The sequence below is a fragment of the Mycobacterium sp. IDUB_37 genome (genome assembly GCF_055419245.1).
On the sequence record NZ_JBVAXG010000004.1, the window covers coordinates 587,319 to 612,193 of the forward strand.

Here is a 24,875-nt window from a genome sequence, read left to right on the forward strand (position 1 = left end):
GATGCCGGATGCCACCGTTGTGCTCGCGCCGACCGGCGTCGCGGACGGCGTGCTTGCGGTCCTCACCGACCTGTCCGCGGCCGGACTGGTCGATCCGTTCTTCTGGATCACCGATCCCAGCGACGTCGAGCCACCGCAAACGCTGCTCCGCGTCGCGGGTGGCCGCACCAGCGATGTGGCCTTGCGGCAGTTCGTCACCGCGCGCAACCTCGACGTGGTCCGGATCTGCGTCATCGTGCCGTTGGTGGGATCGGGCCCGCCGCTGAGGCTGAGCCAGGAACGCGCCATCACCGATCTGCTGGCGTCATCGGTGGGTACCGCACGCACTATCCGGGTGCGAATCCTGTTGGCGCGCCCCGGCGCAACGCCACCCGCCGGAGCGCACGTCGCGGTGGACGGCTGGCACAACTTGCTGGTCGCGCCGGAAGACCGGCCCGGCCCGTCCATCGGCCATGTCCCGCTCCCGGCCGACGACAATCCCGCCGAAATTGGCCGTTTTGCTGCGCCGGTCGTGGCGGGTGCCCTGGGTCTATGGAGTGAACTCAAGCACGCCCCGCTCGATCACGCGCCGGTGATGCCCGGAGAAGTCGTGCGGCTGACGCGATCGTTCTACCGAAAGATTGATACCGGGCAGGCCGAATCGCAGTTGCGTCAGCAATTGCTGTCCCACCAGGGGGGCTTGCCGTTGCCCACCGACCACCGCGCCCAGGTTGTGTATGTCACCGACGTCTCGCTGGCCGCGACGAGCATGGCCGACAAATTCTGGACCAAGCACGCCGCGGTACTCAAAGGCCCTCGCCGCACTTACGAACAAGCCGCCGCCGCGCAGAAGATCGGCGTCGGCGCTGCGCTGAAAATGTTCTTCGGATTCATGTGGGCGGCAATCAAGAATGCGCCCGCATCCTGGTATGCCGCGATGATCAACAGTGTTTCCACCGGCATCGCAGCCACCGTCAATCGCGCGGTGTTCGGTGTTGCGGGGTCAGCGTACGAGGTGGTGGTCAACGGTCGCACCGCTCGCGGCCAACGCGCCGAATGGGCCGACATAGCCAATGCGTCCAGCCAGCTCAGCGGCGTTCTCGCCGGCCAGAATGTCGGTGAACACAGTTCGCGCATCGATCTGTCCGCCGTGTGGCAGGACTACAGCCGGGCGGCGATGACGCTGGCCGACGCGGGCGCGCGCGTCAACGAGTTGCCGCCGGTGCAGATCGGTGTGAGCCGGGCGATCATCGGCAGGGCAGCAGAGATCATGCCCGGTCCTGCCGAGAGATTCACCGGCATTCCGGGAGTCATCGCTGCCAGTGTCGAAGTCGACAGCATCGATGCCACCGACTCGCTGGGCCTGATGAGCCTGCGGCACAAGCTCAATGACCTGGAGCGGGGGGCCGGCAACGCGCTGCAGGCCCGCGAAACGCGGACCAGCATGGAAGCCTGGCAGCGCCAGCACGCGTCCAGTTTCGGCGTCGTCGTGGGCCGCCGGCTGGCCGATGCTTTTGGTTCGGTTTACGGCGAGGTGCAGGCGCGTCTGCAGAAACTCAACAACCTACCCGCGCTGCCGCCGGAGCCCGATTCGAGCAACAAGAAGCTGGCGCGCTGGATCCAGTTCACGCTTGTGCTGATGCTGCTGGTGACGGGCGCGGTCATCTACTTGAGCGTCATCGATCTGCTGAAGTGGTGGCACGCCTTGATAATTGCCCTGGCCACCTACCTGATCTGCCTGATCCTGTGCGTGCGCGCGTTCATGCGCAATCAACAAGAATTGTTCCAGCTGATCAACAAGCGCAAAGCCGTGCTCGACGAGCGTGCAGTCGACGACGACAACCTGCGCTCCGCGTTGCGTGACCTCAGTCGGCTCTCCCAGGCATACGGTGAGTACCTGGCATGGAGTCGCGCGCTGGGGGCCTTCCTGGCAGCGCCGCTGGGTCCCGATTTTCAGCAGAGTCGTGAGTCACTGCGCGTCTCTTGGGGTTTGCCGATGTCCACCGCGATCGGCTACGCGACACCGGCCAGCGACGACATCGCGACGACGGTCGGTTACCTGCGCCGCGACCTATTCAATCTCGGCTGGCTCAGTGGCGCCTGGGAGCACTTGGTCATCAGTGCGCTTCCACCACAGCCGGGTAGTCGGGAGAGCAACGCGGACAGTTCTCCGCTCTGGCTGAATCCGGGGCAGGGGAGCGGCTCGGTGCTGGACCAATGGGCCACAGCGCTTTACGACGGATCGGTGACCTCGACCGGCGCCGACGTCACCTGGCGACGAGCCCTGCAGAATCTGACCGGATCACTGGGGCAGTTGATCGACACGTTGGTCAGTCGCGTCCAGCAACCGGGTAGTGCGCCAGCGCCTCGAACGGAATTCCTTGCCGAGATCGATCGACCCGCACCGCCGCCAGGTACCTACCGCTTCGACTCATCGTTGTTGACCGACACGGCGATCACCAACGGCGCGGCTGCGGTGTTGCAGGACGATCGGCAGGTCAATCGCGATGGTGTCGGAATAGTCTGTGTGGCAACACAGTTCAGTGATGCCATCCCGGTCGACTACATCAATGTCGGTGCCGGGGACGTCGCGCAAACGATGTGGAACGAGCCGATTCCGGCCCCGCCGGGCGGGTCCCCCCGTACCCAGAGCGTCGACGTAGCCGAGTCCAGACCGGGCTACATTCCCGATCCCGGCGGGGGGTTCAAGTTCTGACATGGCCGATCCGAAGGAATTCAAACGCCTCGGGGTGCTGACCCTATGGGCGACTCGAGTAGCGGGCGTTGGCGTCACGACGCCACTCGCCGACGAACTGGCCACCGTCGCGGCCTTTCCCGAGGATTGGGCCGGGCGCGTAACCTCCCCGTTGCTCGCTTCCTGGGCGCCGACGATCAACTACCTTCTGCACCAGATCAAATTCGGGGTGAGTCCCGTGACCGCCGTCGATCTGCTGCCTGAAGAACTGGCCAGCGTTGTCGCAGAACCAGTCACTCCGACAACTCGTCCCGCCGCCCGGCCCACTTCACCGGGATTTTCCGTCGCAACAACAACCGACCCCGGGGAAGGTCAGCCGCCGCGGAGCAATCAAATCGTCGAGGCGCTCATGCAATGGCGCGCTCAGCGGATCTCCGAAGGTGCCGACGGCGCGGACCTGATCAGGGATGTCACCCTGAAAAATCTGGTCAAATGGGGATACACCGACGCAGAGCAGATCGGCAAGAAACTAGCCGGTCCGGCCGCGTACCTCGGTCGCGAAATCGCCGCTGTCATAGCGCAGTTCGCGGATGCGACATCGGGTAGCCCCACGCTGGCCGAAGAGGCAGCGCCCACCCTGGCAGCGGAACCCCCTGCCGTCGCACCGGCAAAGCGGCACCGCGCCGTGCCTAACGAAGCCGCTGAAGGCGTTGTCCTCAACCTCACTCACCGCGACTTCTGCGAGTACGAGTACGGCGACTCCGAGGTGCCGGTGGGGCCCATCACTATCCGGGGCACCGCGGACGGCGTGCGGTTGGCATATGAGCCGTTCATACCCAACGGCTCGAAGATGGTCATCTATCGGGTGGTATCCGGCGACGACTCGCCGCCGTTCAAACCGGAGGCCGGCGATCCGGTGGCGGTCACCACCGCCCTGCACGTGCATGACAACCGCTACCTGACCTGCGCGGTGCGCAATTACCAGGTGTGGTGCCACGTCGGTGTTGACGACGAGGACGCCCGACACAATCAACCCTTCCTGATCGCCGAGGGCCAGGAAGTCAGTCCCGTTGACGATTTCCATGTCAGCGAGGACGAGGGTCGGGTGATCGGCAAGTGGACGACCTACCCGGGCACCCAGTTGGTGCGAGTCTTTCGTATTCCGTTGGAGGGCAGTGCGCCTGCGCGGGAAGACCCGCGCAATCAGATCGGTGTGGGCCAGACCAACCTGACCGGCTTCGTCGACAACGAAGCCAAGCGTGGCATGCGCTATCTGTATCGGGCGTTGGCCGTCGTCACCGTCGGTTCCTCGCAGCGACTGTCGCGACCACGGCAACAGGAGATCCTGGTCTCGGTCGTGCTCAGCACCGTCGACGATATGAAAGTCACTATCGCCGAAGATAACTCGCGCTTCGACCTGGCCTGGACGACGCCGCAGGCCGGACAGGTCCGGGTATATCGGTGCAGTTCACCGCCGCCACCGGGCCTGCAGGGCAGCGAGATGCCCGAAGCTGCGCTGCAAGTGCAGGGATTCAATGATGAAGCGCTGATCAAGGATCCGGTCGTTGCGGGCGACGCCAACAGTTCGCGCGTTCTCGCCGTGCCGTGGCCGGCCGCCTGGGACCGCGCCTATCTGACGCCGGTCACGGTGCTCGGCGGCAATGCCCGCATCGGCACCACCAAGATCCAGACCCGCCCGCTGCCGCCCGTCAGCGACGCCGAGATCATCGAGCGCTTCGATACCGAGATCATCACCTTCGGCTGGCCCGCCGGCGCGGCCGCGGTGCTCGCCTACGTCGGCAGTACGACACTGAGCCCCGCGGAAATCTGCGACCGCAGTCGGCCCTTGGCCGAAATGAGCAGCGCAAAATACCGTCGCGACGGCGGGCTAGTCCTGCCGCGGCCCTTGGAGCCGAAAGGATGCATCGTTTGCCTTGTCCCGGTGGCATTTTCACGGGGCGAGCAGATCCGGGGGCAGGTCACCGCGCTGCGCTATACCGGTCTGCATCGACTGGGTTATCGCCTTCTGCCGCATGAAGATTCACCCCCGAACATCGGCATGTTGTCGCTGAAGACCGAGCTTGACATTGATTCGCCGCTGACCCTGGTCATGGTCTATCGCGCCGACCGATTGCCGCTCAACCCTGAAGACGGTGATCTGGTGTACTTCCGCTCAGCTCAAGGGGGCGAATCGACGCCGCAATGCCTGATCGAGGGCATGCCGCGCGGCGACTGGAAGACCGGATGGTTGGTCGATCGGCAGCAACGGCGTGGCTATTTCCGGCTTTTCATCGCGCGGGTCGCCGACCGCACCAGGCGTTACGCACTGGCCGATCCGTCGTTGCGGACGCTGTGGTACGAACCGCCGAGCGGAGCGCCGCAATGAGTGTCCGCTCGCCGTGGGACGTTGCGCTCAACAAGACCCCGAATGTTTCCGGCCCCCGTTACGCCGAACTGATCTACGCCTCGTGTGACGACCTGGGGTCCGGCGGTGGCTGGCAGGTCAAGGATGAGTCCGGTGACCTGACTGCCGCCGAACGCCAGGTGTTGACCGCTCGCATCGCCACACGATTTGACGCCGGCGAGCCATTGCCGACCTACCCGACGCCCGCTGAGATTGCCGCCCGTCGAGCCCGTTTGGTGTATGCGCCGCTCAAGGGGGACGCTGCCGCCTACTGGCACACCGTGGATGCCGGTAGGGATGCGACCGGACGGCCGGGCAACGTCTTCGCCCATGTTGTGCTCGATCGGCAGATCTCGGGCGCATCGCCGGTCCGGCCGATTGAATTGTGGCAGTCCCGGCACTGGCTTCGGCCATACGGTGCCGCCGAAGTCGCCTCCGCGACCCTTGCCGGGAACCCATTCCCCGAGCCCGGCGAACACATCAGCGCAACCTCGGTAATCACCTTCCTCACCGGAACCGCGATCGACCGGCAGAGCGTTTTTCGTGTCCTTCTCGATGCTGTCCATGCCGCCATGTCCGGGGGGCCTGGCGTGATGCTGATTACCGACGACCTCGACAGCGGACCGTTGTGGATCGCGGCAGTCAGCTATTTCATGCCACCGGCGACTGCCCGCAGATTCAGCTGGTCCACCCATGACGACCCGGCACTGGCAGCATCCGATCTGCGTGCGGGGATTCACCTGGTCGTTGTCACCCGCGACCGCGCGACCGATGCACGGGCACGGGCACGGGACTGGATTGCTCTCGACGAACGTGACGAGCCGGATATCGGTCAGCTCGGTTCGACGCATCGCACCAGCATGGGGACGATCACGGTGACGGGGTGGTCGGTACTGGGCGAAGGGGTGCTGAGCGACGAATTCTTGGCGATAAGGCTGCTGGCGGAACAAGACAGGATCGCATCAGCGCTAGGTGATCATGAGCTCACGCCAGAGTGGCCGCTGGCAGTCGCGGTGCGCCAAGAGCAGGAACTCAGCGAGTTTCATGCTGACGCAGACCAAATCATCGCCGAGGATGCGCCGCCCGACACCAACGATGTCGAATGGATCGGCGCGACGGTGGCCGCGGCCATTGCAGCGACCGCCCCGACAACCATTGCGGATGCCCACCAACGATTCATGCGGGCGCGCCAGCGGCAGGCCGGGTTACCCAATGCGGCAAAACAACTCCTGCGCAACATCCTCGCCGAACCCGAATGGATCGTCAGCGGCCCGCTGGCGGACCTGCCGTCCGAACCGGTGGTCGATCTCGAACCTTTCCGCCCGGATATCGACGACGCCTTGGAACGGTTGGCTGCCGGGCAATCGGTGCAACCGTTGTACGCACGGCTGCGCATGGTCGAACTGCTGCACCGGCTTGGCCGCGCGGGTACCTACGCCAGTCCAGATGCGTTGATACAACCCGGAACATTGACCGCACTTGCCGACAGCGTGTCGGCCCGCCCGTTGCTTGACGACGACGCGATCAGTCTCTCGGTGCGCGAGAAGGTGTTGCGTCCGTTGATCGCCCGCCAACCCGCACGGTTGCTCGATACCTACGACCGCCCGGTGTGGCAGTGGCTGTTCGGGGATGACGCTGCCGCGCCGGTGATTCCGCGCAGCCCGCATGCCCACGATGCCGTGTTGTTGCCGCGCTATATCGCGTGCGTGCTGAGCGATCGCGAAATGCTCTCTCTGACAGCGGAAGCGGCTTCGCGACTGGCCACCGACGCCATGTACCTCGCATTGACCGCCGACAACCTGTCCGACGCCGACTGCCGGGATCTGATCACCAGGCTCAGTGGGCACAGCCGATTGGCGGCGCCGCAGGTCCTGGACATTTTCACCCGGTGGCCCCGGCGGGTTCGGCCCGCAGCCGCGATCTCCGCTCTGTACTACGAGCCACTTCCCCCCGAACTGGTCAAGGTGATCGCGAACCTGCCGTTGACGCCGGATCATTGGGATCGGAGCGCGGTCGCCGCCGCGCGACTACGGGTGCTGTACGCGACCCAACCTTGGTCGGCCGAGATGGTTGAAAAGGCGTTGCGTGACTGTGCACCAACAGTTTTGGCCAACCTTTCGCCAGGCCATGTGGCTGATCTCGCCGACGACCTTCTGGAGACCCTGGCGGTATTGATCGTGGTGGGACAAACACGCGCTGATGCGTGGTCCGACGTCGAATCTCATGTTGCGGATGAACTTCGTCAAGCACTCGCCGGGCGGTCCGGCGATCTCGTCGACCTACTCTCGGAGTTGATCGGGATCAACGTTGTCGACGTCAATTGGTTTGTGGCGCACGCATTGCTGCGCCGCGTCGGCGCGGAGATTGAAAAGCCGACCTTGCTCGACGCACCTGCCGAGTTTGCCGAGTCGATCGATGAGGACGTCTGGTCGGATCTGTTGAGCGAATTGACCGAGCGCGGCGCCTATGTTGCTCCGGCCGATGCGGTTGACCTTCGGGACAGATGTTGGCCCGTCGTCCGCGCCCTGAGCGCCGACCATGCCGAGAAGTTCTTCTCCGGTTACGCCGAAGCCGCACGAGAGTGGCTGCAGCCCAATTACATCGGCAATAGGCAACGCAAGCAACCAGAGTCTCACTGGACGAGCTGAGAGGAAACACGTCTGTGGCGACTTACCTGCTGGACGGGGCCGGATCTGCGCGGCTACCGCGGCGTCCGCTATCGGTGACGCTGGCGGTCGTCGGCGCAGGCTCCTCGGGTGTGCGTCTGATAGCCCGCCTCAACAACGGTGCTGCCGCACCCGTCCGCATGCACTCCGGCGGGATGCTGATCGTGCCGCGTGTCGATGAAGAGATCATCATTGTGGCCGTGCCCGATTCGGGCCGGGCGCAGTTCGACGAGGACACGGTCCTGCACGTCACTATCGGGCCTGACAGCCCCGGGGATCTCGACGCCGACTACGCCGAACTCGCGCCCCGCGAGGTTTCCGGACTGGCTTCGATCGAATTAGCGACGATCGCTCCGGCAACCATGGATCAGGTGGCCGTCACAACCCGCCTGACCGCCGCCGATGCGCCATTGCCCCTACTGGCCAACCGTGCGCGGGTTGCCTGCCGTGGCGCGCTGGGAATGGACTCGTTGCCGCCGGAACGCCGGGTGACCGTTGGTTGTGTGATCGACCCCTCAGCGTCGATGGCACCGCTCGTTGTCAACGGAACACTTGCTGCCGCAACGGATATCGTCGCCGGAATCGCCGCGGTGGTCGGCGGCGCGCAGCCGCTGCACGCGTGCCTCGCTGATGGCGGTTACACCGAGATACCGGCGGGACCGACCGCGGAGCTGGCAGCGCGAGTCGGCAAGGCGCTCGGCGAATCCGGCTATGGCATCGGCGCCAACCTGGACGTCGCCGTGGGCCGCGTCGCTGACACGGCGGGACTCACCGTGGTGATCACCGATACAGCCATTCAACCTGCGCGGAGACACAGTCCGGTGAGCTTGTTACTGCTCTCGGAGTCTGGTCGCCGCTATCCCGGTTTCGCCGGTGCCGCCTTGCCGCCGCCACCCGCCAACGTTCGCGCTGATTCGTACTACGATTCCCACCCGCACCTGATCGACCAGGCGGTGGCAGCGTTGGTAGCTCCCCTGAGACAGCGGAGATGAGCAGATGACCAAGTGCCCGCGGTGTTTCAAGGCCCTCCCCGAACATGTTTCGACCTGGGTCGAGGCCCAGCCGCGCGAAACGGCGGTCGACCCGGTGGCGAGTGCCTACCGAGGACATCCGACCCCGATGGGCAAGATGGCCGAGTATCAGGTTCCGGCCGGGGTAGCGCCGACTGAGCCATCCCTGGGGCAGCAGGCCGAACGTGAACTGAACGGCGCGGTCATCGAGCTCTGCCCGCTGTGCCACTATCACCTACCGCCGTACTGGCGCACTGGCTCTGTCACGTGCGTGGCGATGGCGGGTGCGCGTTCCACGGGCAAGACCGTCTACATCGCGGTAATGATCAAACAACTGCAGCGGCTGCTCGAGAACCACGGCCACGAAATGGATTTCGTCAACGCCGATACGTACCGACGCTATCAATCCGACTACGAGAAGCCCCTTTACGAGGAACGTGGCATCCTGCCGCCGACCCCCACGGCCGCAACGGGCAGCGACCATCACGAGCCACTCATTTTCAGTCTCGGTGTGTGGAACGGTGTGCGGGAATTCCTGGTGGTCCGAGACGTTGCCGGCGAGGACATGGAGAACCGCAATGTCGGCGGGCCTCCGTGGGAATTCTTCGCTGCCGCCGACGCGGTGTTGTTCCTTTTCGACCCGATGCGCGTCGAGGAGGTCAGAGATCATCTCCGCGACCTGATTCCCACCGGTGCCGCCACCGGGGGTGACCCACGCGATGTGCTGCGCACGGTGATGCGCCTGATCGGCGACGGCAATCCCAAAGTTGCCGTCATACTCTCGAAATTCGATGCACTGCAGCAGCTTCGGAAGGTCACCGGGGGCAACTTCGGGCGCATCATGTCGAACGCGGGTGCTGCCTTTGCGCGTGACCCCGGCCTGGTCCCCGGGCACTACGACGACGACGAAGGCTGGTTGCTGCACGCAGAGGTGCACAGTCTGCTGCAACTTCTCGACGCAGGCCCGATGCTGCGCAACATGATCAACCCACAGAACGGTCGCCGTTACACGCACCGGTACTTCGCGGTGTCGGCGTTGGGCGGTGCTCCACACGGCCAGAAGATCAGTGCCAGTGGCATTTGCCCGTTCCGCTGCCTGGATCCGATGCGCTGGGTCTACGCTGACCGTCAAGTTCTGGCGTAAGCGTTTCATCGCGAAAGGGAGATTGACGCTATGTCGGTGAGCCTGCAAAAGGGTCAGCGCATTTCGATGGTCAAGGCGAGCGGTGGCACCCTGACCAGAGTGCGGATGGGGTTGGGCTGGGACGCGGCGCGCAAGCGCAGATTCTTCCGTTCGAAGCCGCAGGATATCGACCTGGATGCTTCGTGCATGATCTACAACCGCAAGGGCCGGATGGTCGACGCTGTCTGGTGGAAGCAGTTGGAGAGCAGAGACGGATCTATCGTGCATACCGGCGACAACCTGACCGGCGATGGGGAGGGTGACGACGAATCGATCATCGTCGACCTGAAGGCATTGCCCCAATCGGTCGCTACTTTGGTGTTCGTCGTCAATTCCTTTACTGGACAGAACTTCTCGCAGATCGAGAACGCAACCTGTCGCCTGGTGGACTGCACCACCGAAACCGAGATCGCCCGCTACGTACTGACTGGATCGGGCGTGCACAATTCGCAGATCATGGCCAAAGTGTCGCGCGATGGCGAGATTTGGACGATGACGGCCATCGGCGCGATCGCCAACGGCCGCACCTTTCACGACCTCGAACCGGCTGTGCGCCAATTTATTTGAGTGGCTGACGGCAAGGGAGGATGAGCACGATGCCCCAGGATTGGTCGAAGCGGCTGCAGCAGTTCAATGACGTACCGAAGAATCGGGAGACCCTGGCCAAGTTCGCCGAGTCGGCGCGGATTCCCGATCGGTTTCGTCCCGCATCCGCGCCCGCACCATCCACCTTCGAGCCGAGTCCGCCCTTCGTGTTTGACGTTCCGCTGGGGACCTACCCTGACGATGTAGCGGTGAGCCCTGCGCCGCTATCAAAGCCCCGGCGGCCCGTCACCGTACGTGCGGCTTCCTTTGCCCTCTTGGCCGCGGCGACGCTGACTTTGGCGCTGGTGGTGTTGGCCGTCGGGGCCATCACTCAGCTGAGAGAAACCCTGGACAATGCGCTGAAGCTCGACAAGAGCGGCGCGGCCACCCTGTTCGCCTCGGGATACGAGGACGATGCGCAGACCGCCCTCATTGCCTCGGCTGCCGCACTGGGAGCGGTCTGCGCGATCGTTTATCTGATTGTGGCCCATCAGATTTGGCGTGGGCGCCATTGGCCGCGCTGGGTCAGCCCATTCTTGGCCGTGCTATCGCTTCCCGCGCTTCTCCTCGGCCACCTGGCGATAGTGGTGGTTTTCGCTGGAATGTTCACTGCGGTCGTGTGTTGGTTGCCGAGCGCGCGAACGTTCGCCACCCAGAGTCGTGCCCACGTTGCCGCGGTGCGGGCAGCGCGCCGGCTTGGCTAGTCGTCGAGGCTGTCAGACTCCCGCGGTATTCTGAAAACGCTTCATGAGATGCCGTCGTCAAGCTCCGACTGGACGGCACGCCAACCCCACGCTCGTGGGTGGCTCGGATGACGAAGTGGCCCGCATCAACCGATGTCGGCAAGAGCGCCTCCTCGGCGGAGGCTTCGAGTTCGGGAATAGACATGACACCCAACAGGATTCACCCCTGCGGTTCCTATCATGCGGGACATCGCGTCCATTGGATCCAGGCGAAGAAGTCGTTCGAAAATCAGCCGACGTTCGAGGTCTCCGTGGTTCTAGGCTCCGATGGGCGCATTGAACTCGAAGGCGACGGAATCAGCCTGGTGATGTGGAACCACGATCCCGAGCAGTTCAGTGCGACGTGGCATTACCGTGGTCGCAGTTGGCCCGGTCAGCGAGCGCTGTGGCGACCACGTTTTCACCTGCTGACACCGTTCGGATTCGCGGGCGGCCATTTCAACTTGGCCGCGTTCGACGAGCGGACGCCTTGTCATGAGGGCGCACGGCAGTCGCCGGGGGAGTCACCCGAGAACTTTGTGACGCGAGCAGCGCGAGAAGACGGCGGATATGTGGTGCCGCTGGACTTCTTTCATCAGCCAGACGACGGCAGCTAGACCGTGTCACCCCTGGGATGTTCAATTATGTGATGGCGGAAGCGACGGAGCCTCCACGGCTGGCCAACGGCGCCGAGCGGTGCGTGTATCACACGCTGACCGAGCAACTGCAGCCCGACGATCTGGTGATCGCGAATCAGCGCGTGACCGACCATCGCAAGGACCACGAGGTTGACTTCGTCGTCGCCATCGAGGGCGCCGGCATCATCTGCATCGAGGTCAAGGGCGGCGAGGTCTGGCACGACGGCAAAGGCTGGTGCCAGTTCCGGGGTGGCAAGCAGGTCCGCATTGAGCCGATCCGGCAGGCGCGTGAAGCTTGTTACGCGCTTCGCGAATATGTTGAGGGCGACCCGCGCTGGACGCTTAAACGACCGCGCTGGGACCACGTTGTCGTCCTGCCCAATACCGAACTGCCGAAGAACTTTTCACTGCCCGAGTGCCCCCGGTGGAAGATCATGGACCGCACGGATCTGCCGATGCTGGTGCACAAGCTTCGCCACATCCTCATTCGTCAGGAACTCGACAAGCCGCTGCTTACCCAGGAAGGGATCCGTCAGCTCGCCATCGCTTTGAGCGGCCGGGGACTCCCGCAGCGTGACGTCGTGGCCCGCGCCCTCGCCAACGAAGACGGCGCGGACACGCTCACCGCACATCAGTCCGTCATCCTCGACGCCGTCCGCCTCCTGCATCGCGTCGAGGTGCGGGGCGGTGCCGGCAGCGGTAAGACCTTTCTCGCCATCGAGCAGGCTCGCCGACTTGCGCAAAGTGGTCAACGGGTCGCGCTCGTCTGCTACTCCCACGGGCTGGCGTCCTACCTGGAGCGCATCAGCGCCGCCTGGCCTCGGCGCCAGCAGCCGGCCTATGTTGGCGAGTTCCACGCTCTCGGGGTCAATTGGGGCGCACCCGAAGGACCCGATGAATCGCTGCGCACCGAGGAGACTGTGCAGTTCTGGGAGCATGACCTGCCGCTGCAAATGTCCGAACTCGCCGGACAATTGGAGCCGGGCCACCGATACGACTCGATTGTCGTCGACGAGGCGCAGGATTTCGCGGACGCCTGGTGGGATCCGCTGCTTGCCGCACTCAAAGACGACGAAGCCGGCGGACTGTATGTCTTCTCCGACGAGGGCCAGCGCGTCTTCAACCGACACGGGTCACCACCGGTTCCGTTGGTGCCACTGATCCTGGATCACAACGTGCGCAACACCAGGCAGATCGCCACGGCATTCCAGCCGCTGGTTGATCATCCGATGCGCTTTCTGGGTGGCGACGGGCCCTCGGTGAAATTTGTGCCCTGCTCGCGGGACGATGCCATGGATACCGGCGATGACCAGGTCGAGTCGCTTCTGGAAGACGGATGGCGCCCCGAGGACGTCGCCTTGCTGACCACCGGTAGCCGGCACCCCGAGCAGAAGGAACGCCAAGCTGCCGGCAACGCCGCCTACTGGGACAGTTTCTGGGACGCGGAGCAAGTGTTCTATGGCCACGTTCTCGGTTTCAAGGGACTCGAGCGTCGGGCGATCGTGCTCGTTGTCAACGAACAGACGGCGTTCGAGCGCTCTCGCGAGCGGCTCTACGTGGGCCTGTCGCGCGCCCGCGACCAGCTGGTCGTTTGTGGCGACCCAGACTTCATCCGCGAAGTCGGGGGACAGCTGCTGGCTCATCGGTTGGGGCTCTCGGCGCCGTAGTTACACTGCTGCTGGGTCGCCGCGCCGGGGGAGTGCTGCCGGTCGACCGCGCAAACTTGGCCGCAGCAGCGATTGTTAGGGCAATTTTTATTTCCGCTGCGCGCGCCTCACCGGAAAGTCTCAACTAGAGCTTTATGGTTTCGAACCATGACGTTGCGGGGGACCACGGTACTGCCAGAGCTTGAGATTCTGTCGGCCCTGGATTTCGATACGGCGGTTCCATGCATCTGCCAGAAGTTCTGCGACGAAGCCGACCATGCAGCGGACTGGTGGGTCACGCTCTCGTGCGGGTGCCGATACCCGTTCTGCAAGAAGGCCTTACAGATATCGAAGATTCGGTTGAAGGTGCGGTCGCTGACGTGTCGGCTGTGCTCGGCGCAGGACATCACCATCCGAAGTGTGAAGCGCATATAGCTTTCCCTGTTGACGGCCGCGCGGGGATGCCTAGTTGTACGCCGTGCTTCCCGCCACCGGGTGTGTGGTACTGACGATCTTCGCGATGCAGTGATCCCGATCGAACCCATGACTCCGGCACCAGGCCAGCGCGCCCTTGGCGTCGGCAAAGGCGGTGCCCACGATGGTTACCCAATAGTTCGGCTCGGAGAATGTTGACCAGTCTCCCGACCAGAGCAGCAGAGCGCCGAAACGATCCCTCAGCGCCACGTGTTCGTTTAGCGCCATTGCGTTGTCCCATGGGACGCCGCCCTCGATGGTGCCGGGGCGTTTCGAGCTCAGCTGCGGAACCCATAGGTCAGCGAGACGGCTGTAGACGAAAGACCGGTCACCGCTGACGTATTGGCGGAGTCGCTGCTCGGGAGACACAGCCGCTGCGGTCGTCGGAACAGGTGCGGGTCGCGTGCTTGAGGGCGTTGTCACCGACGCACTCGGCGACGGAGTAGTCGTCTGATAACTCGGTTGCTGATACGTCGGATACCCCGAGGTGGGGTAGGCGACGGTCGGCGTCGGACTAGGCGAATCGGACTTGCCCAGCACGTTAACCGCCAACAGGACGACCACCACGACCAGCGCGGCAGCGATGGCGACCAGAGTCGGAACCAGGTACTTCGACGAACTGTCGCCTTGAGTCGTCGGCGCAGGCGCAGGATCGAAACTCCTTGGCGGGGGACTGGATTGCGCGCGGAAGTGCTGGTGTTCCCTGGGTGCTTCCACGTAATGCGCGGCGAACACGGTGCCAGTGGAACTCGACCCATTTTCGTCCGCCGACAGGGCACGCTTAGCCGCGCGGGCCAACGCTCCGGCACTGCCATAGCGATCGTCGGGGTGTTTCGCCATTCCCCGGGCGATCACATCGTCGAGGGCCGCTGGGACGTTCTTGTTCGCCACGCTTGGCCGCGGAGGTGGCGATGACAGGTGGGCACCGACGACCTGCTGGTGATGCCCGGTGAACGGTGGCCGGCCCGTCAACGCCTCGTACAGCACGCACGCCAACGAATAGATGTCGACCGCGGCAGTCGCCTCCTGCTCGCCGAAACGCTCCGGCGCCATGTAGAGAAAGCTGCCTACCTGGTAACCGGCGACGGTCAGGTGCGTATCGCCTTTGGCTTCGGCGATGCCGAAGTCCACCAGGTAGGCGAAATCGTCGGGAGTGACGATGATGTTCTGCGGCTTGACATCTCGGTGAATCAGCCCCTGAGTGTGCGCGGCGTCCAATGCTGCCGCGACTTGGCGGATGATGTCGACGGCACGCTCGGGCTCGAGCACCGCCCCCTTCTTTACGGAGTCATGCAGGGTCTGACCCTTGACCAGTCGCATATCGATGTACAGCGTGTGGTCGATCTCGCCCCAGTCGTGGATCGGGATGACGTGCGGCTCCTGAAGGACCGCCGCGGCACGCGACTCACGCAGAAACCGGGTGCGAAAGGTGTCGTCGTCGGAGTACTCGTCGGGCAGCACCTTCAACGCGACGGTGCGGCCTTTGTCGGTGTCGAACGCTTCGTACACCTCGCCCATGCCGCCCTTGCCGAGCAGTTTGTTCACCTCGTACTTGCCGAAGGTCCCGCCAACGAGTGACTTCACGGCACCCCCTACCTCTGGTCTTTACGGGCAGTATCCGCGAGGGGTCTGACAAATCGAGCTAGTTTGCCGAGGCGGCAGAAACGCACTGAGTCTGAGGCGCCGGGGGCCAGATCCTTACCAGCAGTCGCCATCGCAACTGAAGCAAGTCCTCCACGAATCGCCATTGATCCGTCTCCCCGCGCAAACTCAAGCCGATTTTCGGAGCGTACGCCCGGTTCGCTAGATGGACAATCGGCCGGCTTACTTCTTGCGCAGCGCGACGATCTGGTCGTTGCGGCCGCCGACGTAGACGGTGCCCACGTTGTCCACCGCCAACCCCCACGGGTTGTCGAGGCCGGTGAAATGCAGCTCGACTTGCGTCGACGACCCGGCGGGCAGTTTGAGCGTCCGGCTGTTCCCGGTGTCAGTGACGTAGACGGTTCCCTGGCTGTCCAACGTCACACCACCCGGTTGCTTCAGGCCGGTAAAGGGCAGCGCCACTTGCTTTTTGGTGTCGGTAGGCAACATCAAGACCCTGTTGTTCCCGCCGTCGGAGACATAGACCGTTCCGGTGCTGTTCACTACCAGGCCGGTGGGATCTTTGAGGCCCGTGAAAGGCACCTCAGTCTGTGTGTTGGAACCGGCGGCGAGTGCGACTACCCGGTTCTTGGCTGTGTCGGTGACGTAGACGGTGCGGCTGCCGTCCACCGAGAGGCCGGTCGGATTGGCAAGGTCGGTGAAGGGCAAGACCTCTTGCTTCTGCGAGCGGGAACGAAGTACCAACACCCGCTTGTTGCCTGCGTCGTTGACGTACACGGTGCCGGTGTTGTCCGCTGTCACCCCGGTCGGATAGTTGAGGTCCGTGAACGGCAGGACGACCGGGCTGTTCGAGCCGGCGAACAACGCCAGGATCCGATTCTCTGGTGTGTCGGCGACGTACACCGTGCCGCCGCTGTCGACCGACAACCCTTGTGGGTCGCGCAAGCCGGTGAAGGGCAGTGTTACCTGCTCGGTCGCTTCGGCTTTCGGACTCGGCTTGCTGGAAATGAGTACTGCTGCAACGGTTGCCACGACCGCGACCGCTGCAGCGGCCGAGATGGCAACAGCCTTGCGTCGCCACCAGGGGGGCGACTTCGGCCGCGCCGGTGGTGGCGACGAGACGGGTCGTGCGGCCGGGGGCTCTGGGCGAGGGGCGGGGGCTACGGGTATTACCGGCCGCGCCATGGTCATTGCCGGGTCAACCTGCTGGCGCGGCGGTGGTGGGGGGCTCGGCGGTTGGGGGCGGTTGTCCGGGCGGCCGTTGTAATGCACCTGTGGCGGCGGCGCCGACCGGGCCTGAGTGGGCGTGTGTCGCACAGATCCGATGGCTTCGTGGGCGGCTCGGGCGAAATCCACGGCAGTGTCGTAGCGATCGCCGGGGTTCTTGGCCATACCTTTGACAATCACCTTGTCCAGCGACATGGGAATGCTGGGATTGGTGCTGGACGGTCGCGGCGGTGGCATTCGCAGGTGGCCGCCGATCTGTTGTTCTAACGTGTGGCCGGGAAACGGTGACCGTGCCGTCAAGCACTCGTAGAGCACGCAGGCCAACGAGTAAATGTCGGAGCGCGAATCTGCTGGGGCCGGACCGAACCTTTCCGGGGCCATGTAGTGGTAGGTCCCGATGACGTCGCCGACGGCAGTCAAAGCCAAATCGCCTGCTGCGCGGGCGATTCCGAAGTCGATCAGATAGGCGAAGTCATCCGCGTCGAGCATGATGTTGGACGGCTTGACGTCTCGGTGCAGCAGACCGTCTTTGTGCGCGGCATGCAAACCTTTCGCGGCCTGCTCGATGATGTGCACCGCCCGTTCCGGAGGCAGCGGCCCGCCGCTGAGCACCGACTCCAAGTCGTTGCCTTCGATCAATCGCATATCCACATACAGCCGCCCATGGATCTCGCCATAGGTGTGGATCGGGATCAGATGCGGACTGTTCAGTCGTGCCGTGGCGTGCGCTTCGCGGCGGAAACGTTGCTGGAATATCTCGTCGTTGGAAATGTCGGTCGGCAGGATCTTGAGTGCAACTACCCGTTGGGTATCTGCGTCATAGGCCCGCCACACCTCGCCCATGCCGCCGCGGCCCATCACCTCGATCAGCCGGTACCTTCCGAACGGCGTTCCCTCCAACAATCCCTCCTACCGACGTTTCCAACTACCACGGCCAGCAACTTGCCCGACCATAGCGTGCACCTATGACAGCCGCATGCGTTTCTGTGCGCTAAGGTGCCGCGTCGCTATTTTTGAATACAACGTTAGTGCTGGAAGTTGCCGCTGCATAGCGAAGAATGTCCGGGCTGCGATTACCGGCCGGATGGCCCGCCGCCGGCTTGCGGATTTCAAATCCAACGCTTGCCTGGCTCACACGATCTCGTGCGCGCAGCTTACTTTCGCCGCAACATGACGATCTCGTCATTGCGCCCGCCGACGTACACGTTGCCATTGGTGTCGACTGCTAAGCCCCACGGATAATTCAAGCCGTGCAGCGGCAACTCCGTTTGGGTCGATGAGCCTGGCGCGAGTTTGAGCGTCCGATTGTTGCCGCTGTCTGTCACGTACACCGTGCCGTGGCTGTCCAACGTGACGCCGCCGGGCTGCTTGAGCCCGGTAAAAGGAAGCACCGCTTGGTTCTTCGAACCGGCAGGCATCACCAGCACGCGGTTGTTGCCGCCGTCCGAGACATAGACGGCGCCGTTGCCGTCCACAACCAAGCCGGTCGGGTCGTTGAGTGCGTTGAAGGGCAATTCGGTCTGCGCATCGGATCCGGCCACGAGCGCAACCACGCGATTCTTTGCCGTGTCGGTCACGTAGACGGTGCGAGCGTTGTCCACCGACAGGCCGGTCGGGTTGTCGAGGTCGGTAAAGGGCAGCGTGCTCTGGGTGTTCGACCCGGCGAGAAGCGTGACCACCCGCTTGTTGCCGGCGTCGTTGACGTAGACCGTTCCACTGCTGTCTGCCGTCACACCGGTCGGATAGTGCAGGCCATCGAACGGGAGGACGTTCGCGGTTTGCGAGCCTGCGGGCAAGGCCAGGATCCGGTTGTGCGGGGTGTCGGCGACGTAGACCGTGCCGTCCGAACCCACCGATAGACCCTGCGGGTCACGCAGCCCCACGAAGGGCAGCGTCACCTGCTGGTATTCGTCGCTCGTTGGGCTTGGTTTGTTGATCAGGATCAGGGCCGCGATAGTCGCGACGACCAGGACCATGGCAGCGGACGAGATGGCGACCGCCTTGCGCCGCCACCACGGTCGCGCCGCTGGTGGCGGCGTTGCAGCCGGCGGTGCGGCCGGCGGCGCGGCCACCGGCTGAGGCGCGGAGAGCAAACTCGGTATGGGTCGCGCCATCGTCGGGGCGGCATTCTCGTCCTGTTGCGGCGATACCCGAGGTTGACTGCCGCTGTCCGAACGAAATCCGCCGTAACTGATGTTGCCGGACGGTCGCGAGATGGGCGCGGGCGCAGGTCGCGGCGGTATCGTGAGCGCCTGTTGGGCGGCTCGCGCCAAGTCCGGCGCGGTGCCGTAGCGCTCGCCCGGCTGCTTGGCCATCCCGCGCGCGATCACCATGTCCAGTCCTCCGGGCAGCCCCGGATTGGTGCTCGACGGGCGCGGCGGCGGGGTCTTCAAGTGGCCGTCGAATTGTTGACCAATGGTGTCGCCGGGAAATGGGTAGCGTGCGGTCAAGCACTCGTAGAGCACACAGGCCAGCGAGTAAATATCCGAGCGAGCGTCGACCTGTGCGGGGCTGAAACGTTCCGGCGCCATGTAGTGGCAGGTTCCAACGACATCGCCGGTCGCCGTCAGCGCCAATTCGCCTGCCGCGCGCGCGATTCCGAAATCGATCAGATAGGCGAAGTCGTCGGCCTCGAGCAGGATGTTGGAGGGCTTCACGTCCCGGTGCAGCAACCCACTCCGGTGTGCGGCATCCAGGGCTTTGGCGACCTGGTCGACGATGCGCACCGCCCGCGCCGGCGGCAGCGGGCCGCGGGCCAGCACCCACTCCAGGTCGCGCCCCTCGATCAACCGCATGTCCACAAAGAGCTGGCCGTGTATCTCGCCGTAGGTGTGAATGGGGATCAGATGCGGGCTGTTCAATCGCGCGGCTGAATGGGCTTCCCGGCGGAACCGCTGCTGGAATACCTCGTTGTTGGAAATCTCGGCGGGCAGGATCTTGAGCGCCACCTGCCGGTCGGTGCCGGCGTCGTATGCGCGCCAGACCTCACCCATGCCCCCGCGGCCCAATAATTCGATCAGCCGGTACTTCCCAAACAACTTTCCCTGCAACAAGCCTCCCACGGACACCTTCAGCTTCTGGCAGGCCACAACCTGCATCGATGGCAATCGCACGCAATTTTACTGCGCCGCGCCAGTGTCGCACCCTGTGTGTCCACGGAACTTAATCGTGGCGCTCCGCCTCCTGCACCAACTGCACCCGCGAGGCAACTCCCAATTTTACGTACACATGGGTCAGGTGCGGCTGGACCGTCCGCGGCGAGATGAACATGGTGCGCCAATGTCCTTGTTGCCCAAACCTTCCTGAACCAGGCGGGTCACCTGCGATCACCGCGTCCGCGTTGGGCGTAGGCGATCGCCTGCTCGGTGGACAAGGCGGCACCATCAGCCCAGCACGAATCAAAGTCACTGGATCCCAATGCATCCCGAACGGTAGTCGACATTTTGTCGTAGTCGGCCTGATACATCGGGAACCGCGGATTCTCCATGCGCTCTCGAACTGCCCAAGCTGCACCCAACAGTCGCGCCGCATGCGCGTGGTTCCCCTCGTCGCTCGCCAGGCGCGCCAAGCACTCCAGCGTGCTTCCGACTCCCGTGTACCCGCGGGTGTCAGTCGCGACGACGAGCGCATCGTGGGCATCGCACTCGGCCTGATCTGGATCACCCTGCGCCACAGCGATATAGGCGCGCACCGTGAGTGCGAAAACGCGGTACCAGCCGGGTACCACCGTGAGCGCTTCGTCGGCCCGCTGACGGGCGGCCACCAAATTGCCACAAGCCAACGCGGCCTCCGCATTCGGGGTGGCGCTTCTGGTGAACGCTTCGCGCAGTGGAACGGTCTGCGTCAGCGCCATCTCGGCGGACTTCCAGGCGGCCTGCGCGTCGCCCCGGGCAAGGTGAGCGTAGGCGAAGGTCGAAAGCACCGTGTCCGTCGCGATTCCGCCAATTGCCGCAGAGGCCGCCTGGGCAGATTTGGCCGCCGCGAGTGCGCCGTCGGCCACGCCGCGGTAGGCAAGGACGCCGCCGTGGCTGGTATTGCCGAAGACGGTCATGGTGAGATCGCCCGCCGCTTCAGCCTCGTCGATCAACTCGCGAAGGACCTGACAAGCGCGACGCAGAAATCCCTGATAGGCCAACCCGCAGCCCAGCCATTGCCGGCAGCTGCGAGAGAAGAACCTGTCGCCGATCTGTTCGGCGACGGCCAGTCCCTGCTCGCCGGCGGCGACGGCCGCAACGGGGTCCCCGGCGAAAATCGCCGCGGTCGCCTGATAGCTGAAGATCTGACACTCGCTCCACAGGTCGCCGGCCGCGCGCACCAATTCGATTGCCTCGGCGAAGTATTGCTGCGCCTCCTCCGCGCGGTAGAGGGTGAGCATTCCGCACGCGATGAGGGCGCGCGAGATCAGTGCCGGGTCGTCGATCTTGCGCGCAATGGCAAGGGCCACTTGAGCTCGCTCCGGATCGCAGGGCAGCCCGACCCAGGCGGAGAGAATGCTGCGGTGGGCGACCGCGCGAACCCACACCACCGGTTCGATCGTCGAGTGATCGGCATCGCCCAGGACGGCGTCGAACCCGGCCAGCGCCTCCATCACCCGGCCGCCGCGCAGCCACAACGGCCGCAACGAAGAGATCAACTGCAGCGCCATCTCGAGATTGGAGCTTTCGCGGCTCCACGCGAACGCGGCGCGCACGTTGTCGACCTCGGCTTGCGCCCACCGCAGCAACTCCTCGTCGCCGGGGTGTCCGCGGGCCTCGAGCGCAGCGGCCGCCGCGGTGTAATGGTCGCGGTGCCGGTTGCGCACCTCATCGGCTTCACCGGACTCGGAGAGTTTTTCCTGCGCGTACTGGCGAACGGTTTCTAGCAGGCGATAGCGCATCCCTTCGCCGGTGGAGGTGCAAGTTTCGAAGGCGACGACCAGCGACTTGTCCACCAACAGGCTGAGCTGGTCGAGCAACTGGTAGCCCTCTATCTCGCTGCTGGCTCCGACGCCTTGCGCGGCGTCCAGGTCGAACCCGCCGGCGAAGACGGCAAGCCGGCGGAACAACACCTGCTCGGTCTCGGTGAGCAACGCGAAGGACCAATCCACCGAGGCGCGCAGCGTCTGCTGCCGTCGCACCGCGGTACGCGAACCCCCGGTGAGCAATCGGAACCGGTCGTGCAGGCTGTCGACGATCTGATTCAGTGACAATGCCCGAATGCGTGCTGCGGCAAGCTCAATGGCCAATGGCATGCCGTCCAGGCGCTGACAGATCTCGGTGACCAGCGCGACGTTGTGTTCGTCGACAACGAATTCGGGCCGGGCGTGCCGGGCGCGGTCGGTGAAGAGTTCGATGGCGTCGTCGGCAACGGAGAGCGAGGGTATCCGCCAACTCAGTTCGCCGGGCACCCCGAGTGGCTCACGGCTCGTGGCCATGACGGTCAAATGCGAACAGGCGGCCAGTAATTCGACGACCATGGCGCCGCAGGCATCGAGCAGGTGCTCACAGTTGTCGAGTACCAGCAACATCGACTTCTCGCCGATGAATCGCACCAGTTGGTCCATGATGGCGCGGCCGGGCTCATCGGGCAGGCCCAGCGCGCGAGCCACGGTCACCGGGGCCACAACGGAATTGGTGATCGGCGCCAAATCGACGTACCACAGTCCGTCCGGAAATTCGGGGGTGAGTCTTGCGGAGACTTCGATGGCAAGACGGGTCTTGCCCGCACCTCCGGCGCCGGTCAGGGTGGTCAGTCGATTGCCGGTCACCAGGGCCCGCAGCTCCGTCATTTCGTCCACGCGCCCAACAAAATTCGTCAACTGAGCCGGAAGATTATGCGAGGTAGCAACATTGCGAACCCGCAACGGCGGGAAGTCGTTACGCAGATCCGGGTGGCACAACTGCACCACCCGCTCCGGGCGGGGCAGGTCCCGCAATGGGTAGTTGCCCAGCTCCGCCAGCCACACTCCGTTGGGCAGGTGGTCGAGGACCAGCGGCTCGGTCGCACCCGACAGCACGGTCTGCCCGCCGTGCGCGAGGTCGCGTAGCCGTGCGGTCCGGTTGATGGTGGGGCCGGCGTAGTTGGCCTCGTCGCGCAGCTGAATCTCGCCGGTGTGCACGCCGATCCGCAACCGGATCGGCGCCAGCGGCGCCAGTTGCAGGGCCAACGCGCACGCCACCGCGTCGGATGCGCGGGCGAAGGCCGCGACGAAACTGTCGCCCTCACCTTGTTCGAGTGGGCGCACTCCGTCGTGGGCGGCGATGGCCGTATTGACGGTGCGGTTGAGCTCTGCCAGGGCCGCGGTCATGCGCTCGGGCTGGGTCTCCCACAACCGCGTAGAGCCCTCGACATCAGCGAGCAACAGCGTCACCGTTCCGGTCGGCAGCAACTCGCTCACGCCCAAATCGTCCCAGGTAGCCGCGGTATTTCCGCGCGTTGGCTCATGCTAACCAGCTTGGCGGCCGGACTCACGTACTAAATCGGTGCAATCGCGCAGATTGGCACGATCTTGGGATCGGTAGCTGAGCGGGCCGCCTTGACTTAGCCCATGAGAAGAACAGAGGAGCGCACCGATTAGCAGAGTCACGATTTCCACGACCTTTGTCGGCTTCACGCCGACCGGCCAGGACGGCTTTGAGCTGCAGTCACTGTCGGGAAACTTTCGCTGCACGATGAAGAAGGCCGAGTCGGCTGACCCCGCCAGCACCGGCGATCTCGTCAAAATCACGCGCGCCTCCTGCGAATTGGAGACAAGGTAGGACCGATGAAGGCACGTGCCCTGGTCGCGCTCGCCATTGCGGCGGCGTGCTCGGCGGGATGTTCGCCGGCACCCGAGATGGATTCCAACTGGTCGCCACCAGCGACGACCGGCCCTGCGCCCGCGTACACGACAGTGCAGCAGTTGTGCGATACGCAGTCGTGGCCCATGGCGTTACCGAACGTCGTCGACCAACTCCTGTACCAGGCCAAGGACGGGGCACTCCAGTGCTTCGACAACCTCAAGACGTACGCGCCGGACGGACATGACCCGCTCAAGAACCCCGCTAAACCGGCCGAGAAGACCTACCGGATCATCGCCGTCTCACCCGCCGTCGGCACGCCGATCGGGCGCCACGACCAGGTGACACTTGACCTCGTCGAGGTGGACTCTCGAGAACCGTCCGCGTTTCGGCCGTGCGAATGGGTGACGACGAACGAAGCTGCGGGCATCATGGGCGGGCCAGTGACCGCCGAACCCTACGGCGGTCAGTCCGGGTCTGTCGATATCGCTTGCATTTACGACAAACCGGGCGATGTGGGGGACGCCGTGGAACTCGACCTGCAATTGCCCGGCGCATTTGCCGTCGACGCCGCCTCGGAATATGTGCTGGCGACGTCGGTGAGCCATCCCATCGTCGTCGAAGGTGTTGGAGTGAAGGCCGCCTGCGTCGACGAACTGACGACGACGCCGCCGTCGATGACGCTCGTCGTACTGCTCGATGGTGGCCGGGTGTTACGGGTCACGCAGGGGTACGGACAGTGCGGGACGTTGAAACGGTTCGCGCAGTTGGCAATTGGGCGGATCGGCGGATAAATCCATGCAGGACAGGATGATTGACCTATCCGAGCTTGAATGCGTCCCGCGAAACACTGAAGTAGTGCCCACTACTGCTGTCCGTGCACTTCATGCCGGTCTGCTCGTTGCTGGCACAGGTGATGGTGCCCTCCGAGATGGTCTGCCCGTAGTTGAGGGAAGCCTCGCCGGGAACGCGCAAGGTATCTCCGTGGCATTCGATTTGCGCGGGTTTGCCGGGTGCCAGGGTGAAGCGGCTTCCCCAGGCGATGTGCTTGCCGCACTCCGGTGGTGGCGGAGGCGTGTAGGTGTACTCGCTGATGTCGCAGGCGGCGCCGCTCGGACTCAGAGTGCAGTAGATGTTTCCCGACGGGGACTGGAAGTTGTCGGTACCCGCGTGCGCAGTTGCGGGGAGTGCGATCGCGACCGACGCGGCGACCATCAGAGCTTGGGGCACGATCTTCATCGGGCTGAGCTTAGTTGCTACGTCGAGCAGCGAAGTGAGGTTTATGT

General features: G+C 64.3%; 17 protein-coding genes and 1 riboswitch. Of the genes, 11 read left to right on the forward strand and 6 right to left on the reverse strand.

Annotated features, from left to right (window positions below; genetic code table 11):
• The first annotated feature begins 1 nt into the window (after position 1).
• From ACZY1I_RS17010 to ACZY1I_RS17055, 10 genes are all read left to right on the forward strand, one after another.
• Positions 2–2,695 carry a hypothetical protein gene (locus ACZY1I_RS17010; RefSeq protein ID WP_463755598.1) on the forward strand — a complete coding sequence of 898 codons (2,694 nt, stop codon included), beginning with the start codon at positions 2–4 and terminating at the stop codon, positions 2,693–2,695.
• Position 2,696: 1 nt separating this feature from the next.
• Complete coding sequence (locus tag ACZY1I_RS17015; protein WP_463755599.1) at positions 2,697–5,060, forward strand: hypothetical protein; 2,364 nt, start codon at positions 2,697–2,699, stop codon at positions 5,058–5,060.
• The gene (locus ACZY1I_RS17020; RefSeq protein WP_463755600.1) at positions 5,057–7,726 is read left to right on the forward strand and encodes a GAP1-N2 domain-containing protein; all 2,670 of its coding nucleotides are present in this window, start codon (positions 5,057–5,059) and stop codon (positions 7,724–7,726) included. Before ACZY1I_RS17015 ends, ACZY1I_RS17020 begins: the two co-directional genes overlap by 4 nt.
• A gap of 14 nt (positions 7,727–7,740) precedes the next feature.
• The gene (locus ACZY1I_RS17025) at positions 7,741–8,736 is read left to right on the forward strand and encodes a hypothetical protein (RefSeq protein WP_463755601.1); all 996 of its coding nucleotides are present in this window, start codon (positions 7,741–7,743) and stop codon (positions 8,734–8,736) included.
• Positions 8,737–8,740: 4 nt separating this feature from the next.
• Positions 8,741–9,898: a TRAFAC clade GTPase domain-containing protein gene (locus ACZY1I_RS17030; protein ID WP_463755602.1), complete on the forward strand. Its 1,158-nt coding sequence runs from the start codon at positions 8,741–8,743 to the stop codon at positions 9,896–9,898.
• Positions 9,899–9,934: 36 nt separating this feature from the next.
• The gene (locus ACZY1I_RS17035; protein ID WP_463755603.1) at positions 9,935–10,504 is read left to right on the forward strand and encodes a TerD family protein; all 570 of its coding nucleotides are present in this window, start codon (positions 9,935–9,937) and stop codon (positions 10,502–10,504) included.
• A 29-nt stretch (positions 10,505–10,533) separates the two neighbouring features.
• Positions 10,534–11,226, forward strand: a complete 693-nt coding sequence (locus ACZY1I_RS17040) for a hypothetical protein (protein WP_463755604.1) — start codon at positions 10,534–10,536, stop codon at positions 11,224–11,226.
• A 39-nt stretch (positions 11,227–11,265) separates the two neighbouring features.
• Positions 11,266–11,377, forward strand: a riboswitch (SAM riboswitch).
• Positions 11,334–11,861: a hypothetical protein gene (locus ACZY1I_RS17045; RefSeq protein ID WP_463755605.1), complete on the forward strand. Its 528-nt coding sequence runs from the start codon at positions 11,334–11,336 to the stop codon at positions 11,859–11,861. It overlaps the preceding riboswitch by 44 nt.
• A 32-nt stretch (positions 11,862–11,893) precedes the next feature.
• A complete protein-coding gene (locus tag ACZY1I_RS17050; RefSeq protein ID WP_463755606.1) occupies positions 11,894–13,549 on the forward strand; it encodes a nuclease-related domain-containing DEAD/DEAH box helicase in 1,656 nt (551 codons plus the stop codon).
• A gap of 147 nt (positions 13,550–13,696) precedes the next feature.
• Complete coding sequence (locus ACZY1I_RS17055) at positions 13,697–13,963, forward strand: hypothetical protein (protein WP_463755607.1); 267 nt, start codon at positions 13,697–13,699, stop codon at positions 13,961–13,963.
• A 30-nt stretch (positions 13,964–13,993) separates the two neighbouring features.
• Here the strand turns inward: ACZY1I_RS17055 and ACZY1I_RS17060 are convergent, their stop codons facing one another.
• The 5 genes from ACZY1I_RS17060 to ACZY1I_RS17080 all read right to left on the reverse strand — a co-directional run bounded on the left by ACZY1I_RS17060 (position 13,994) and on the right by ACZY1I_RS17080 (position 23,207).
• A complete protein-coding gene (locus ACZY1I_RS17060; protein WP_463755608.1) occupies positions 13,994–15,586 on the reverse strand; it encodes a protein kinase domain-containing protein in 1,593 nt (530 codons plus the stop codon).
• 240 nt (positions 15,587–15,826) lie between these two features.
• A complete protein-coding gene (locus ACZY1I_RS17065; protein WP_463755609.1) occupies positions 15,827–17,731 on the reverse strand; it encodes a serine/threonine-protein kinase PknD in 1,905 nt (634 codons plus the stop codon).
• A gap of 254 nt (positions 17,732–17,985) precedes the next feature.
• Positions 17,986–19,929: a serine/threonine-protein kinase PknD gene (locus ACZY1I_RS17070; protein WP_463755610.1), complete on the reverse strand. Its 1,944-nt coding sequence runs from the start codon at positions 19,927–19,929 to the stop codon at positions 17,986–17,988.
• 64 nt (positions 19,930–19,993) lie between these two features.
• Positions 19,994–20,254, reverse strand: a complete 261-nt coding sequence (locus tag ACZY1I_RS17075) for a LuxR C-terminal-related transcriptional regulator (RefSeq protein WP_463755611.1) — start codon at positions 20,252–20,254, stop codon at positions 19,994–19,996.
• Positions 20,148–23,207 (reverse strand): ATP-binding protein, encoded by a 3,060-nt coding sequence (locus ACZY1I_RS17080; RefSeq protein WP_463755612.1) that lies wholly within the window; start codon positions 23,205–23,207, stop codon positions 20,148–20,150. The genes ACZY1I_RS17075 and ACZY1I_RS17080 overlap by 107 nt, the downstream gene beginning before the upstream one ends.
• A gap of 366 nt (positions 23,208–23,573) precedes the next feature.
• Here ACZY1I_RS17080 and ACZY1I_RS17085 point away from each other — a divergent pair, with 366 nt between their 5' ends.
• A complete protein-coding gene (locus ACZY1I_RS17085; protein ID WP_463755613.1) occupies positions 23,574–24,383 on the forward strand; it encodes a hypothetical protein in 810 nt (269 codons plus the stop codon).
• A gap of 25 nt (positions 24,384–24,408) precedes the next feature.
• Here the strand turns inward: ACZY1I_RS17085 and ACZY1I_RS17090 are convergent, their stop codons facing one another.
• The gene (locus ACZY1I_RS17090; protein WP_463755614.1) at positions 24,409–24,828 is read right to left on the reverse strand and encodes a DUF6636 domain-containing protein; all 420 of its coding nucleotides are present in this window, start codon (positions 24,826–24,828) and stop codon (positions 24,409–24,411) included.
• Positions 24,829–24,875: the final 47 nt, after the last annotated feature.